Origin of the sequence: Pseudoalteromonas sp. DY56-GL79 (assembly GCF_041414765.1) — a bacterium.
GTDB lineage: Bacteria > Pseudomonadota > Gammaproteobacteria > Enterobacterales > Alteromonadaceae > Pseudoalteromonas > Pseudoalteromonas piscicida.
In genome coordinates, this window is record NZ_JANHZS010000040.1 from 1 (window position 1) to 15,495 (window position 15,495).

Genomic DNA, 15,495 nt, shown 5'->3' on the forward strand with positions numbered 1-15,495 from the left:
GCGGCAAGTCGAGCGTCGCGACCAAAACACACTCAGAAGAACAAAAATCAAACAGCAAAGGTCAACAGGCCCTAGCAGGCATACGGACTATCTCCCCTAGTCAATGGGCGCAAACTGCGTTGGTAAGGCACTAAATTGCAAGGATGGATTTTGCTTCATCCACTTTTTCTTATTAGGGATTTGGATCTTAAACTCATCATCCGTCACAAACTTTTGAGTTTTACCTTTTGCATCCACAAACTGAATTGATGCAGGTTCGGTAAATGTAAACTCTAGTTCATCAAAGCTTGGAGCAAGCCAAGACAAGCTACCTGCCATCAACTCAACAAAAGCGTCCATATCCTCTAAAAGGATAAACAAATCGCGATACATAACCCGCTGCTTAGTCAGCGGCGCTATATCCGTATTGACCATAATAGCAACGGCATCTTTTTCTTGATTGATCACTAAATTAACTTTATCAGCACGTGACTGCGGGAGAATAGGTAGGTCAATATTGCCGTCTTTATCTATGATACCATCAGCAATGATCTTGCCATCTTGCTCCAGCCATAGCTTAATATCCTCTAGCGCGATATCAGGCTGCTTCACTTCCACTGTAAATTTAGACAAGATATATTGCGATTGCGCTTTGTTGGCGATTAAATCTAGAATTTGATTAATCTCACCATATTCAACACGTCGCTCAGCGGCGAAAACAGAGTTGCAAAGTAAGCTCGCAACAGCACCGAACATCAGTAACTTTTTCATTGGGTTATCCTTTCTTATTGTTATCTTCATAAGAGGAGTACTTCGAGAAATAGTTCAAAACTTGATCTCAATTCCATACATGCCAAATAGATCAGGCTAAACTCAACATAAGCATATGGAGTGAAAAGGAGTAGCAGATGACCCAAACCGTAGCTGATTTAATGACCCCAGATCCGTTCGCAGTGATTGCTGAAAATACCTTGCAAGATGCGCACAATTTAATGAAAGAAAAAAATGTTCGTCACATTCCTGTGATTGACGAAGCAGGAGCCTTAGTTGGTATGCTCACGCAAAAGATTATGATCGCCAAGGTAATGGGAATAATGGCAACCTATGGCGCAAATGCGCTTGCAAGAAAAGAAAAGCAAACAAAAGTACAAGATATTATGGCGACCGATTTTGCGAGTGTGCGCCCAAGTCAATCACTACAAGATGTGGTGCGCTTTTTTGTCGATAATCGCCATGGCTGTATGCCTGTGGTAGACGAGCAAAACAAATTGGTTGGAATACTAACATCATCGGACTTTGTGCGACTCGCTGCTGCACTTTTGTCTTAAACGTGGTAACAAGCGAGTGTATTCCACTGTCTCGCGGAATACACTCAGCTAACGGCATGATTAGGCTTTTTCTTGAAGCGTTCTCGCTACGGTTCTCATACCTAACGTCGTTGCACCTGCAGCCCATTGACCACTAGCGCTATTTTGGAAAGAAGCCGCAAGATCAATATGCACCCAGCCTTGACCTTCATTTGGTACAAAGCGAGACAGGAAACCCGCTGCATTTGATGCACCACCAAAGCCGCCACCTTTTTGGGCTCGGCTGTTAGCTGTATCCGCATAAGGCGATGGACAGTTATTTTGATGCCACTTTTCTAGAGGCAGTGGCCACGCGGCTTCAAATTCGTCACTCGCGAACTGCTGTACATCACCGACAAGCGCTTTGTCTAAACCAAATAGCGCATTGTACTCTTGGCCTACAGCAACGAGCGCAGCGCCCGTTAATGTCGCGGCATCAATAATAAGCTCTGCGCCTGTTTCACCGGCAGCCATCAAGCCATCAGCAAGCACTAAGCGACCCTCTGCATCGGTATTTACGATTTCCACTGTGGTACCATTTTTGTAGGTAAGAATATCACCTAACTTATAGGCATGGCCTGAGATAAGGTTTTCAGCACAACATAGGAACAACTTAACACGACGGTCAAAACCACGTTGAATAGCCAGCGCTAAACCAGCCGTTACGGTTGCCGCACCACCCATATCACACTTCATCGTAAGCATGCCTTCGCTTGGCTTAATCGAGTACCCACCTGAGTCAAACGTGATCCCTTTACCCACAAGTGCCGCACTAACTGGTGCGTCATCATTACCTGTTGGGTTGTAGTCAAGCTCAAGCAACACAGGAGGACGCTCACTGCCGCGTCCCACTTCGTGGATACCAATCCATTGCTGCTCCAACAGCGCGTCGCCTTTAATGATTTGATAGCTAACATGCTCAGGTGCCAATGACTGAATAAACTCAGCCGCTTTTCCAGCAAGGCTTTCAGGATAAATATCTTCGGCCGTCCCGTTGATCATCTGACGCATCCATGTTGCCGACGCTTTTAATGCATCAAGCTCTTTTAGATCTGACTGGTCGTTGTCAACAAACACCACACCATCTAATGCCTTTGGTGACACAAAACCTTGATAAAAAGCCCATTGAGATTCAGTACACCACAAGTCACCTTCTAGATGAACTTGTTTAATCCCTTGTTGTGCGATGCTACGAGCCGCTTTTTGAATATTTTTCAGCGTTTCGTCTTGTTGTAAATGGATAAAAGCACCGTCCTTTTCAAACGACAATGCAGCACCAGCAGATAAATACTCTGGTTTTGCGTCTTCACTCAGTCGTACAATAAATTTCTCTGACATTCTCTTTTCACTCTTGTGCTTGTAAGTGTGGTTAAGTGTACACTAGCCACTAAATACACCCAACCTAAAGCGACCAATGAAGTTTTCTAGGCAATTACAACAAGCAACCTTGCTCAAACGATATAAACGCTTTCTTGTCGACTTACGCGCCCCAAGTGGTGACGAATTCACCGTTCACTGCGCCAATACTGGTAGAATGACCAATTGTGCAGACCCAGGATTTACAGCCTATTATTCCACCAGCGATAACCCTAAACGAAAGTACATTCATTCGTTGGAGCTGACGCAAGATAATGATGGTCATTTTATTTGTGTAAATACAGCGGTGGCGAATAAAGTGTCTGTTGAGGCCATAGAGCAAGGAAGAATAACGCAACTGCGAGACTACAAAACACTTCAAACTGAGGTAAAATACGGGGCTGAAAATAGCCGAATTGATATTTTGTTGAGCAGCCTCGAAAATGGACAATCCTCGCAATTCTGCTACGTTGAAGTAAAGTCGGTGACTTTGCTCGAGCAACAGCAAGGTTTTTTCCCTGATGCAGAAACCTTAAGAGGTCAAAAACATCTTAGAGAATTAATCCACATTAAACAGCAAGGTCATCGTGCGGTGTTACTGTTTGCCGCGCTCCATACAGGGATCAATTGTGTCAAACCAGCCAGTCATATCGATCAAAAATATGCAGCGTTAGTAAAAGAAGCAATTTCTCATGGAGTAGAAATCATTGCTTACCGAGCACATATTGACGACAACCAAGTACAATTAATTGAAGAAATTCCTTTTGATTACGCTTGACTTTTTTCATGCTGCCCACATATAGCCGTGATAGTTTTCTCCCCCAAATAGTTAAACATTGAAAAAAGTGGCTGACATTTGCAGTAAAAAAGTGTTTGCTAAGGGGTAAAGATTTTGCTATTTATACCCGCCGGCGAAAGCTGGGGTTATGTATTAAGGATTTAGGAGAATGGTATGCCAGACCAGAAAAAACTAGGGTTATTGGCTCAAGCCGGTGTAGAACCTTATCAAGAAAAGCCAGGCGAAGAATACATGAATGAAGCACAACGTGCTCATTTCAAAGCGATATTAGAAGCATGGCGTGCCGATCTACGTAATGAAGTAGATCGTACTAAGACACACATGCAAGACGAAGCGGCAAACTTTCCTGATCCTGTGGACCGTGCAGCGCAAGAAGAAGAGTTTTCTCTTGAACTGCGTACTCGCGACCGCGAGCGTAAGCTAATCAAGAAAATTGAGAAAACACTTCAACTTATCGAAGATGATGACTTCGGCTTTTGTGAGTCGTGCGGTATTGAAATCGGCATTCGCCGTTTAGAAGCACGTCCAACAGCTGATCTTTGTGTTGATTGTAAATCTCTCGCAGAAATCAAAGAAAAACAACAAGGCAGAGGATAATCTCAGCCCTGTGTCCCCAAGCTTAAAGCAAACTGGGAGCTATCGCGGTCGATTTGCTCCCTCGCCTTCCGGACCGCTTCATTTCGGCTCTCTTGTGGCCGCTTTGAGTAGCTATTTAGATGCAAAAGTCAATCAAGGTAAATGGCTCGTTCGCATCGAAGACATTGATACACCGCGCGTAGTTGTGGGTGCTGCCGACAATATATTAACCACACTTGAAGCATATGGCCTTTACTGGGATGAAGACGTTGTCTATCAATCGCAGCGCCATGCCCTATACCAAGCCTATTTGACGACACTAAAATCAGACTCTCTTGTGTATGCGTGTCAATGTACTAGAAAGCAAATTAAAGCAATGGGTGGGTTTTATAACAATCATTGCCGAGCTTTAGCGCTAAGTTGGCAAGATAATGCTTTGCGCCTACAGCAGCGCTTTCCAGTTACTGAATTTAATGATGCAATACAAGGCATGGTTGTCATTCCCCCTGCAATTGCGCATGAAGATTACATCGTTAAACGCCGCGACGGCTTATTTGCTTATCAATTGGTGGTGGTCGTTGACGACATAGAACAAAAGATTAGTCATATCGTGCGTGGTGCCGATCTGCTAGAACCCACAGCAAGACAAATTAGTTTATTTCGACAACTCAATCAGCCATCACCTGAGTACGCTCACGTACCACTGGCTGTCGCAGAGCCCGGATTTAAGTTGTCTAAGCAGAATCATGCTCCAGCTATTGATAACCGCAACCCGTTACCAACCCTTTATGCCGCGCTGCGTTATTTGCATGTGCCAGTTGATTCTCTCCATAATTATCAAGATGTTGACGCATTACTGATTCACGCTATTGATATTTTTAGTCTAGATAGCGTTCCTAAAGTACAGGAAATTCAACTAGACTCTCTAGAAAATGGTGATTTTGCTTTTCGCCCACTGTTTTCAAGTACTTCAATTTAGTCTCATTTGAGTATATGATAGCGAGCCTTAAATGCGACCTGTTTTAAGACAAAAGCAGTGGTTCACAACGACTAGAATAGAAAACTTGATTGCTCAGGAGACGAGTTATTATTTCCAAGCTTGTAAACTTTTGCCGCCAGTTTGTAACTGGAAAAGGCGATGAGACGGTGAAAATGGCCAGCCCGACACCTGCGATAATTCCTCGCAGCGAGCATGGTATATCTCGTAAACAATTTAGCCCTAACGCTATCAAAGTGCTCTATCGCTTAAAAGACGGTGGCTATGATGCCTACCTAGTTGGTGGTTGTATCCGCGATATCATGCTAGGAATTGAACCTAAAGACTTTGATGTCGTTACCAATGCAACACCTGAACAAATCAAAAAGCTCTTCCGTAACTGTCGCTTAATAGGTCGTCGCTTCCGCCTTGCGCACATTGTTTTTGGACGGGAAATTATTGAAGTTGCCACCATGCGTGGCCATCACCAAAGTGATGACTCTTGTGCCACGACAAGTCAAGCCAGCGAACACGGGCAGCTATTACGCGACAATGTCTACGGCAGTATTGAAGAAGACGCCGAACGCCGCGACTTTACTATCAATGCGCTATATTATTCGATCAATGACTTTACCTTACGCGACTTTGCAGGTGGTGTTGCTGACATTAAAGCGCGTAAAATTGAGCTGATTGGCGATCCTGAAACTCGCTATCGCGAAGATCCGGTACGTATGCTGAGAGCTATCCGCTTTGCAACTAAACTGGATATGGAGATTGCTACCCCGACCCGCACTCCAATTAAAGCATTAGCGCCGTTACTTGGGCACATCCCAGCTGCACGCTTGTTCGAAGAAACGCTAAAGCTATTTTTAAATGGTAAAGCGGAAGAAAATTTTCTTCAAATGCGTGAATACGGCTTATTTGCACAATTATTCCCCGCGCTCGATAAAATCCTAGCACAGCCTGATAATGACTTTGAACGTCGCTTTATTCAGCAAATGTTTGCCAATACGGATAGCCGTATCAACGCGGATAAAAAAGTAACCCCTGCATTTATCTATGCAGCACTTTTATGGTTCCCTATTTTAGCTAAAAGCGAAGCGCTCGCGGCCGAAGGTATGAATGAATATGATGCCTTTATGCAAGCCATTAATCACGTCCTTGCTGAAAATGCTAAACACGTTGCAGTGCCTAAACGCTTTACTTTAGGTGCCCGAGATATCTGGCATATTCAACAACGCCTAGATAAACGTTCAGGCCAGCGTGCATATCGCCTAAGCTTGCAGCCGAGATTCAAAGCCGCATATGATTTCCTATTATTGCGTGTTGAAAGTGGTGAGCAAGAGCAAGAAGAACTTGCAGCTTGGTGGACTGATTACCTAAAGAATGACGTCACCGGCCAAAAAGACATGGTGCGCAACTTAGGTAACCAAAGCAAACCTAAGCGTCGTTATAATAGACGTAAGCCAAAAAGAAAACCAAAAGAAGATTAAATGAATATTGCGTACATTGGATTGGGTGCAAACCTATCCGAACCGATGGCACAAATACAGCGAGCACTCGATGTGCTCGCCGCCCATCCAGACCTCTCGCTTGTCCAGCACTCTAGCCTGTATGGCTCAAAACCTATGGGCCCTCAAGATCAACCTGATTATGTGAATGCCGTAGCAAAACTGGCGACATCATTAACAGCAGAGTCTTTACTCGATGTGTTGCAACAAATAGAGCTTGAACATGGTCGTGTACGCAAAGCTGAGCGCTGGGGACCGCGCACGCTCGATTTAGATATTCTGCTTTTTAATACCGATACCATTAACAGTGATAGACTTACGGTGCCACATTACGGCTTGAAAGAAAGAGAATTTGTCGTCTATCCACTATTAGAGATAACGCCAGAACTCAAATTACCTGATGGCACTGAGCTTGACTCTTTAACACAAAAGTTACCACTTAACGGATTAGCAATCCTCAAATAAACCAATCCAAGGGGTTTACCATGGCAAAAATTTCCGTCTCAACACTTGCCAAAATGAAGCGTGAAGGAACAAAAATAACAGCCCTCACCGCATACGATGCAAGTTTTGCAAAGTTATTTCACGACAATGGCGTAGATGTCATCTTAGTGGGTGATTCTCTGGGTATGGTTTTACAAGGTGGTGAAGACACTTTAGCCGTTACCACGGATAACATTGCCTATCACACCCGTTGTGTCAGAGCTGGTAGTAAAGAGCTATTCGTTATCGCCGATATGCCTTTTATGAGCTATTCAGATCCGCAGTCAGCCTGTCAGAATGCAGCTACCTTGATGCGCTCTGGTGCTAATATGGTTAAGCTTGAAGGTGGTGAATGGCTTTACGACAGCATTGCACTGCTTACTCAGCAAGGGATCCCTGTTTGTGGTCATTTAGGTTTAACACCACAATCAGTGCACGTGTTTGGCGGCTTTAAAATTCAAGGTCGTGAAGAAGCACAGGCGCAAAAAATGATAGCCGATGCACAAGCGTTAGAACGTGCTGGTGCACAAATGATTGTGATTGAATGTGTGCCTTCAGCATTGGCTAAACGTATTACCGATGCCGTGGCAATTCCGGTCATTGGTATTGGCGCTGGTAAAGAGACCGATGGCCAAATTTTGGTTATGCACGACTTAGTTGGTATTTCCGCAGGCTATATTCCTAAGTTTTCGAAGAACTTCCTGCTCGAAACCGGCAACATGCCAGATGCGGTGAAAAAGTTTTGTGCAGACGTGCAATCAGGTGACTTCCCGGGGCCTGATCACGAATTTAATTAAATTTGCGATGAGCAATACTTATCGCTAAGTCCGATTCAAGCGTTTTGTTTGAGTTGGTATTGTTATTATTGAGTTAGAGTACAACATGCAATCAGTTACTGAGATTAAATCGTTACGAAGCCAGATTAAAGCTTGGCGCCAACAAGGATTAAGCATTGCCTTCGTACCAACGATGGGCAACCTTCACCGCGGTCATTTTTCCTTAGTAGAAAAAGCAAAAACCCTAGCGGATAAAGTCGTTGTCAGTATCTTTGTAAACCCAATGCAATTTGGTGCGAACGAAGACCTCGACAGCTACCCACGTACGCTTGAGCAAGACAAGCAAGGCCTTGCAGAACTAGAAACCGATATTGTGTTTACGCCTACCGTTGAAACCATATATCCAAACGGACTAAATGCGCAAAGTTTTGTTGATGTACCGGGAGTATCCGAAGGACACTGCGGTGGCACACGCCCTGGGCACTTTCGTGGCGTTGCAACGGTTGTCACAAAACTGTTTAACTTAGTACAACCTGATTTTGCCTGCTTTGGTGAGAAAGACTTTCAACAGTTACAGGTCATCAAAACAATGGTGAAAGACCTGTCTATTCCCGTTGAAGTGATTGGTGTTGCGACTCAAAGAGAAGTTTCTGGACTTGCGATGAGTTCACGTAATGGTTACCTCTCTGAATCTGAAAAAGATACTGCTAAAGTACTCTTTCAAGCGCTAAAAGCAGCAGCTGGCGCTTTAGAAAATGGCGAAAAAGATTTTTCGAAGGTAACAAAAAATGCAACAGAAATGCTGCATAATGCCGGTTTAAAGTTGGATTATTTTAACATTTGTCAAAAAGATAGCTTGAAACCTGCTACACTCGAAGATAATCAACTCGTCATTCTTGCCGCAGCTTTTCTCGGTAAAGTCAGACTGATTGATAATATTCAAGTCACAGTCTAAGGAATAATAATGAAAAATGCGTTCGCCTTGTTAGTACTTTCTACCACCATATTGGGGTGCAGTAACTCTATCTCACCTGAGTTGAATCAGTGCGCACAACAGAATTATCAATGCGAACGCAGCTGTGAGATGCAAAACACACCAGAGACAATGTCTTTACAGATATGCACTGATAAATGTATTGAGCAGTATAATGCCTGCAAAGTACAGGCTGAAAAAATTACCGAGAGCAAACGATAGTTTGCTCTTTTTTTAGCAACTTGACCCCTTAATATTCTTTTAAATACAAACACTTTCTAACTCCCGCTGTTATTTTTTATTCACCTTTTTAGAATATTTTGCGATACAATAAACTGGTCTGATGAGATAGACGTACAGCACCAGCTTAACTTGGCTCAATACTTGGTTTACTAAATAATGTAAGCAGTGAGCACTAACTTTTCTTAATAACTTGTTATTTCTGGTTTTTATTCTAATCTCTAAGACAAAAGTAACGCTATTTTTGTGCTCATATCAGCGCTTTGAATTAGCGTTACCGACACGACTCTTTGCAAAGAAAATGGGGATCAATATGAAAAAGTCAGCAATTACATTAGCGATAGCGCTTGGGACAGTGAGTTTTCACAGCGCCGCTGAAATCAGAATTAATGGTTTTGCTTCCATTATTGGTGGTCAAACGCTAGATAGTGACGACACACTATATGGCTATGACAATGATTTTGATATGGAAAACCGTAGCTTATTCGCCCTACAACTTTCCGCCGATCTACAAGAAAGTCTAACTGCCACAGCACAGATCGTGGGCCGTGGTCAGAATGACTTTGATGCCGAGTTTGAATGGGCATACTTAACCTATGCGATTTCAGATTCTTCACAGATAAGCGCAGGTAAAATGCGTATACCATTCTATCGCTATTCTGACTTTTTAGATGTGGGTTATGCATACCGTTGGGTTAAACCACCTCAATCTGTATATAACCTAAGCTTTAGCACCTATAATGGATTGAGCTATATCCACAACTCAACATTAGGCGAATGGGAAAGCACAGTACAGCTGGCTTTAGGTAGCGTAGATGACGACATTGTTGCTATCACCTACTCAGATGAAGCAGAGTTAAACAACACAGTCGGTATTAACTGGACACTGAGCAGAGATTGGTTTAGTGCACGTGCGGCCTACTTTGCTACCGAAGCGAGTATTAGCGCAGCTAATAGTCCTGAACTATCTGGATTGTTAGCGGGGTTGACTGGTTATGGACTAACTCAACAAGCGGATGACATCGCAGTCGACAAAGATGATGCTTACTTTGCCGCAATTGGTATTTCTATCGACTATAATGATATCTTGTTCGATGCAGAATACACTCAGTTCGACGTAGACAACAGCATACTTGCTAAACAGCAACAGTACTATGCATCTATCGGTTATCGGATTGATACGTGGACACTTCACCTAACCTACGAACACAATGAAGATAAGAATGAGAACGACGAGTTTAACTCTGTCCCACTCACCATCACCGCTCCAAATGGTGTAACCATTCCTGTCACGACCGATCCAACCAATCCAAATGCACCTTATTTAAGAACACTTGTTAATGGTGCGCTTGCAGGCGCTCGTGCAGAATCAGAAACGTGGAGTATTGGTGCTCGTTATGACTTCCATCCATCAGCTGCGTTCAAAATTGAACTAAACCAATTCGATAACACGCTAACAGATCAAAAAGTTGAGCTGTTGAGCTTCGGTATCGATTTAGTATTCTAACGGAGGCTAATATGATCAAAAAAATAATGACCTTAGGGCTACTGTTAGCCAGCCAGGCAACTTTAGCAGATGTTGCTGTTATCGTGAACTCAGCAAATGCATCTACTGTGGATGACGGTACTATCAAAAAGTTATTCCTTGGCAAAAGCAAATCATTTGCCGATGGTAGTAGTGCGACCCCTGTGAATCAGGATGGCAATGCTGTATTTGACGAATTTAACGACAAAGTGATTGGTAAATCGAGCTCTCAGCTAAATGCTCATTGGTCTAAATTAGTATTCACCGGAAAGGGAACACCTCCGAAGAAGCTAGATAGCGACCAAGCGGTAATCGATTTTGTTTCGAGCAATGCAGACGCAATTGGTTATATTGATGCAAGTAAAGTAACCAGTGCCGTCAAAGTGATTGGTAAATACTAGGGCCAGTTGACCTTTGCTGTTTGATTTTTGTTCTTCTGAGTGGGTTTTGGTCGCGACGCTCGACTTGCCGCCTAGTGATCTAGGCAAAAGTTGAGCAACAATGAACAAAGCGCACTCAGGTGTACCCAAAGGGCAGCGCTTGATTGGCATTTCTACTGTGTTATCGGCCAGACTTACATAGAGTGACTATGCTACGCAGGCTCTGCCTTGTATAAATACCAATCAAACTGCTGCAAAAACAAACTTGGAAGATAAACAGGCCCTAATATTCCTTATCAAATAAAAACAGCCACTTAATGTGGCTGCTTTTATTTATCGTTTATGATTTCTCTTTGATAAAGCCCTAGACTCTAAATTTTGAGGTTGCATCTTTCAAGTTGTCGGACAATACATGGAGATTCTCTGCAACGTCTTGTACTTCATTCAACGCTTGCATTGTGTCTTGGAAAGACCGGTGCATAGATGTCACATTATTTACTACCATAGCCGCCACAGAAGTCTGCTCTTCCGTTGCCGCAGCAATTTGACCATTCATGCTATTAATTGACAAGATTTGTGCCGCTATCTGCTCAATCGACTGCCCGGTTTGTGCTGCAGCTTCAGCATTATTAATTGCCATACTGCTTGCACTTGTCATTGCTTTCACCGCTTGATTTGCCGCTTCTGTTAGCACATTTAAAAGCTCTCTTATCTCGTTGGTCGACTTTGCTGTTCTTGAGGCTAATTCGCGGACTTCATCGGCAACCACCGCAAAACCTCGACCTTGCTCACCAGCACGAGCCGCCTCAATCGCAGCATTCAAGGCAAGTAAATTGGTTTGCTCAGCAATTGATGTGATCACATTTAAGATTTGCGTCACGTTCTGCGTATCATCAGCTAACTTATTGATCGTCTCTGCTGCATGATTAATTTCTTCACTTAATGCTTGTGACTCGTTAACTGACACCTGAATTTGGCGCTTACTCTGCTCAACTTCCTGTTCGGCCAGCTGCGCAGCATCAGACGCCTGTGACGCCGAGTGAGAGATATCACCCACACTTAACCGCATTTCTTCCATAGATTGACGTACCACTTCCGCGTCGTGCGTTTGTTGATTCGTTGCCCCTTCAGCTTTTTCCATCCCCTGAACAAGACGACCTGAGTCTTTCATCAAAGGCTCGACGACACTCATCACCTCGACAACCGCCCCTTTTAGTAACGCAACAAATTCATTGAAGTTTATGGATACTTGGCCAATTTCATCGTGAGAGCGCACATTGAGCGTGGTGGACAAGGAACCCTGCCCTTGCGCTAATAGTTTCAGATTTTGCGCCGCATCCTTAGCTGAGTTACCAATTCCTCTTGCAATCACAACCGCTAAGAAAACCAAAACAAGTAAAGAAATAACGGCCACAATCAACATTATCGTGAGCGCGTTTGCTGAGCGCTCTTCGGTATTTTGAAGTAATTCAACAAAACGATCATTCGCATTCGTTTTAGCCTTGGTAAAATCTGCGACTAAGCCTTCGTAGATCTCGGTTTTCTTTTTGGCATCTTCTTGGATACGGGAAAAATCAGCTGTACCATCTATCATTCCTCCAGCAATTTGTTGCGCAATTTTGCCGTATTGTGCAAGTTCGTCGCTATTATCTGAGGGCATAAAGCCACTTTGTACCGACTCAATTTTTTGCAAGTTAGCTTGGATTTGCTGTTGATATTCTTTTGCTTTATCTAATAATTCAGCATCCCCGAAGGTTACAGCTTGAGTGAATAGCTCATCTAAATTCTGCAGCTTATTTGCGTTTTCTGTGGCGAGGTTAAGAATTTTATATGTCTGCTCCTCTAATTCATTTAAGGCCCTTTGGTTAGAACTAATAGCGTTGTAATTAACAAACACGATAACCACAAAAGCGACAACCGCAACGAGCGTAATTGCGTGGATCTTTTTGGTGATACTAAGATCAGCAAAAGCAGTACCTAGACTCATATATACACCTTTTGAAGTAAGACGAGTTCATTATCGACTGATTTATTATAAATTTTAACTAAATATAGAATATTTCCAGCTTTTTTGCCGCTTGAGGATGAAGATTTAAACAAATTATTCAATCTGGGAACATAGAAGTGTGAAAATAAAAAATGCCGCTCAATGAGCGGCATCAATAACAACAAGTAATTAGCGGGTTGAGTAATTGATTAAAGTAAACCTAACTTTTTCAATTCGCGTGTCGCCATTTCGCTAGAAAGAGGAACATAACCGTCTTTCTCAACAATCTTTTGACCTTCTTTAGACAACACCATCTTCAAGAATTCAGCCTCGATAGGTGCTAATTCTTTATTAGGGTGCTTGTTCACATATAGGTATAGGAATCGAGACAGTGGGTATTTACCCTGTGCCACATTTTCTAATGTTGCATCAACGTAGTTCGTACCTTTTTTCGCTAGTGGTACGGTACGTACGCCTGACGTTTTATAACCGATACCAGAGTAACCAATCGCATTCACTGAAGACGAGATAGACTGTACTACAGACGCAGAACCTGGCTGCTCATTAACATTATTGCGGAAGTCGCCTTTACACAGTGCTTTTTTCTTGAAGTAACCATAAGTACCAGATACTGAGTTACGACCATAAAGCTGAATATCTTTTGCAGCCCAATCACCCGTTAGACCAACATCACTCCAGCGATTTGCCTGTGCTGCCGAACCACATTTGCGTGTTGAAGAGAAGATTGAATCAACCTGTTCAATTGTTAAGCCTTCAATTGGGTTATCTTTGTGTACAAATACCGCTAGCGCATCAATTGCTACGCGGATTTCTGTTGGCTTATAACCATAACGCTTTTCAAAAGCTTCAATTTCTTTTGACTTCATCTTACGGCTCATTGGGCCGAAGTTTGCCGTTGCTTCCGTTAGTGCTGGTGGCGCAGTAGAAGAACCAGCAGCTTGGATTTGGATATTTACGTTAGGGTAAATTCTTTTATATTCTTCTGCCCAAAACGTCATCATGTTAGCAAGCGTATCAGAACCTACAGAAGAGAAGTTTCCTGAGATACCGCTGGTTTTATTATACTCTGGTAACTTTTCGTCTAAAGCAGATACTTGAGTAGAAACTAATGTAGTAATAGCCACACCCATTGCGGCAACTAAGCTTTTAAATTTCATTGGGGTCACTCCAGTTGTTGGTCCCAGTTATTTTACGCAGCTCATTGTGCAGCGATAAAATGACAATAAAATTACTCTTAAATTACACTTTTATGACTTTCATCATTTGTCATAAAAATTCGCTTTTGTTTGGGGAAAGCAAACCAAAAACGAGAGCCTTCACCCACTTTGCTTTCAATATGTAAAGCTGAGTCATGGCGAGACAACACATGTTTAGTAATTGCTAAACCAAGACCCGAGCCACCTGTTTTTCGACTTCGTGCTTTATCCACACGGTAAAAACGTTCAGTTAGTCGGTTAATGTGTTCAGGCGCGATACCATCGCCATTATCGACAACACTAAACGTCGGCAAGTCGTTTTCTAAATACCAACGTACATGAATGTGCCCACCGGGTTTGGTGTAATGAATAGCATTAAAAATTAAATTTGAGTAAGCACTACGTAACTCATCCCCAGCCCCTTTGATATCCAAAGTCGGATCAATATCAAAAATGAGCTCATGGCCCTTTTCCTGATTAAGTGACTTCGCTTCGGTATGAATGAGATCAAGCATGGCGGGGATATTCACGGCTTTGTCATTGTCTTGCTTTCTCGCCCCTTCGATTCGAGACAAGGAAAGAAGTTGATTTACCAGACTATCCATCCGTTTACACTGATCTATCATAGTGCCATGTGCTTTAGCCCACATCGCAGGGGGTGGCATATTATCGCTATCCATCATCTCTAGGTAGCCAGCCATGACGGTTAGGGGCGTCCTTAGTTCATGAGATACGTTTGCGACAAAGTCTTTGCGCATCTGCTCTAATTGCTTTAGTCGGCTAACATCACGCGCCACTAGCATAAGCTGTTCGGCATAAGGCATTACTCGTATTTCCAACACTTGCTCATGTGCAAGCCCAGTCTCAAGCTCTAATGCTTCATCAAAGCGATGTTCATGCATGTACTTTACAAATTTAGGGTCTCGGATAAGGTTATCCAATCTTTGACCATGATCTGTAGGCCATTGCAAACCTAACACTTTCAAGGCTAATTGGTTACACCACACAATACTGAGATCTTGTTGCAGTACAACGACAGCGTCAGGGATAGCTTCAGCCCCCTCACGAAAGCGTCGGATCAGTTCAGCGAGTTCATTACGCTTTTTGCGATTACGTTGCTGAAGTTGATAGATCCCTTCAAACACTTGTTCCCAAGCGCCCTTACCTTCAGGTGGATTAAAACTACGTTGGTTGAGCAGCCAGTCGCTCAAACGATAGAGTTGTTTGTAATGCCAAACTAATAAGACGAAAGCACCGATGAAAAGAAACAGAAAAGGTGCACTGACTAAATAGCCAATTAAGGCTAGTGGTAGGAAATACAAAAACAGGCGTCTTGTTAACGCCTGTTTATCAATCACTCGATACATAGAC

The 15,495-nt window shown here is 43.1% G+C and carries 17 protein-coding genes; 11 read left to right on the forward strand and 6 right to left on the reverse strand.

The window, feature by feature from the left end:
• Positions 1 to 96: 96 nt before the first annotated feature.
• The gene (locus NO992_RS22295; protein WP_371380553.1) at positions 97 to 750 is read right to left on the reverse strand and encodes a DUF2987 domain-containing protein; all 654 of its coding nucleotides are present in this window, start codon (positions 748 to 750) and stop codon (positions 97 to 99) included.
• A 137-nt stretch (positions 751 to 887) separates the two neighbouring features.
• On the opposite strand from NO992_RS22295, the gene NO992_RS22300 reads away from it, so the two are divergent.
• The gene (locus tag NO992_RS22300) at positions 888 to 1,307 is read left to right on the forward strand and encodes an HPP family protein (protein WP_010378791.1); all 420 of its coding nucleotides are present in this window, start codon (positions 888 to 890) and stop codon (positions 1,305 to 1,307) included.
• A 60-nt stretch (positions 1,308 to 1,367) separates the two neighbouring features.
• On the opposite strand, the gene pepB is transcribed toward NO992_RS22300, so the two are convergent.
• Complete coding sequence (pepB, locus tag NO992_RS22305; protein ID WP_017216562.1) at positions 1,368 to 2,663, reverse strand: aminopeptidase PepB; 1,296 nt, start codon at positions 2,661 to 2,663, stop codon at positions 1,368 to 1,370.
• A 76-nt stretch (positions 2,664 to 2,739) separates the two neighbouring features.
• On the opposite strand from pepB, the gene sfsA reads away from it, so the two are divergent.
• From sfsA to NO992_RS22355, 10 genes are all read left to right on the forward strand, one after another.
• The gene (sfsA, locus tag NO992_RS22310; protein ID WP_371380557.1) at positions 2,740 to 3,459 is read left to right on the forward strand and encodes a DNA/RNA nuclease SfsA; all 720 of its coding nucleotides are present in this window, start codon (positions 2,740 to 2,742) and stop codon (positions 3,457 to 3,459) included.
• Between the two features lie 174 nt (positions 3,460 to 3,633).
• Positions 3,634 to 4,077 (forward strand): RNA polymerase-binding protein DksA, encoded by a 444-nt coding sequence (gene dksA / locus NO992_RS22315; RefSeq protein WP_017216564.1) that lies wholly within the window; start codon positions 3,634 to 3,636, stop codon positions 4,075 to 4,077.
• Positions 4,078 to 4,087: 10 nt separating this feature from the next.
• The gene (gluQRS, locus tag NO992_RS22320) at positions 4,088 to 5,035 is read left to right on the forward strand and encodes a tRNA glutamyl-Q(34) synthetase GluQRS (protein ID WP_371380559.1); all 948 of its coding nucleotides are present in this window, start codon (positions 4,088 to 4,090) and stop codon (positions 5,033 to 5,035) included.
• A 173-nt stretch (positions 5,036 to 5,208) separates the two neighbouring features.
• Entirely contained in the window at positions 5,209 to 6,525 is a 1,317-nt protein-coding gene (gene pcnB / locus NO992_RS22325; protein WP_029215927.1) for a polynucleotide adenylyltransferase PcnB, read from the forward strand.
• The gene (gene folK, locus NO992_RS22330; RefSeq protein WP_045965070.1) at positions 6,526 to 7,008 is read left to right on the forward strand and encodes a 2-amino-4-hydroxy-6-hydroxymethyldihydropteridine diphosphokinase; all 483 of its coding nucleotides are present in this window, start codon (positions 6,526 to 6,528) and stop codon (positions 7,006 to 7,008) included.
• 20 nt (positions 7,009 to 7,028) lie between these two features.
• On the forward strand, positions 7,029 to 7,823 hold the full coding sequence (panB, locus tag NO992_RS22335; protein WP_010378777.1) for a 3-methyl-2-oxobutanoate hydroxymethyltransferase: 795 nt from the start codon (positions 7,029 to 7,031) through the stop codon (positions 7,821 to 7,823).
• An 85-nt stretch (positions 7,824 to 7,908) separates the two neighbouring features.
• The gene (gene panC / locus NO992_RS22340; RefSeq protein ID WP_010378775.1) at positions 7,909 to 8,757 is read left to right on the forward strand and encodes a pantoate--beta-alanine ligase; all 849 of its coding nucleotides are present in this window, start codon (positions 7,909 to 7,911) and stop codon (positions 8,755 to 8,757) included.
• Positions 8,758 to 8,766: 9 nt separating this feature from the next.
• Positions 8,767 to 8,997, forward strand: coding sequence for a hypothetical protein (locus NO992_RS22345; RefSeq protein ID WP_371380562.1), 231 nt, complete (start codon positions 8,767 to 8,769; stop codon positions 8,995 to 8,997).
• Positions 8,998 to 9,328: 331 nt separating this feature from the next.
• Positions 9,329 to 10,522 carry a porin gene (locus NO992_RS22350; RefSeq protein WP_371380565.1) on the forward strand — a complete coding sequence of 398 codons (1,194 nt, stop codon included), beginning with the start codon at positions 9,329 to 9,331 and terminating at the stop codon, positions 10,520 to 10,522.
• An 11-nt stretch (positions 10,523 to 10,533) separates the two neighbouring features.
• Positions 10,534 to 10,941: a phosphate ABC transporter substrate-binding protein gene (locus tag NO992_RS22355; protein WP_010378767.1), complete on the forward strand. Its 408-nt coding sequence runs from the start codon at positions 10,534 to 10,536 to the stop codon at positions 10,939 to 10,941.
• Here NO992_RS22355 and NO992_RS22360 read toward each other — a convergent pair.
• The 4 genes from NO992_RS22360 to phoR all read right to left on the reverse strand — a co-directional run bounded on the left by NO992_RS22360 (position 10,831) and on the right by phoR (position 15,491).
• Positions 10,831 to 11,091, reverse strand: a complete 261-nt coding sequence (locus tag NO992_RS22360; RefSeq protein WP_371380567.1) for a hypothetical protein — start codon at positions 11,089 to 11,091, stop codon at positions 10,831 to 10,833. The two genes, NO992_RS22355 and NO992_RS22360, sit on opposite strands and share 111 nt — an antisense overlap.
• A 193-nt stretch (positions 11,092 to 11,284) precedes the next feature.
• On the reverse strand, positions 11,285 to 12,907 hold the full coding sequence (locus NO992_RS22365) for a methyl-accepting chemotaxis protein (protein ID WP_371380569.1): 1,623 nt from the start codon (positions 12,905 to 12,907) through the stop codon (positions 11,285 to 11,287).
• 209 nt (positions 12,908 to 13,116) lie between these two features.
• Positions 13,117 to 14,085, reverse strand: a complete 969-nt coding sequence (locus NO992_RS22370) for a PstS family phosphate ABC transporter substrate-binding protein (RefSeq protein ID WP_017216573.1) — start codon at positions 14,083 to 14,085, stop codon at positions 13,117 to 13,119.
• Between the two features lie 77 nt (positions 14,086 to 14,162).
• Complete coding sequence (gene phoR / locus NO992_RS22375) at positions 14,163 to 15,491, reverse strand: phosphate regulon sensor histidine kinase PhoR (RefSeq protein WP_010378759.1); 1,329 nt, start codon at positions 15,489 to 15,491, stop codon at positions 14,163 to 14,165.
• Between the last annotated feature and the right edge of the window lie 4 nt (positions 15,492 to 15,495).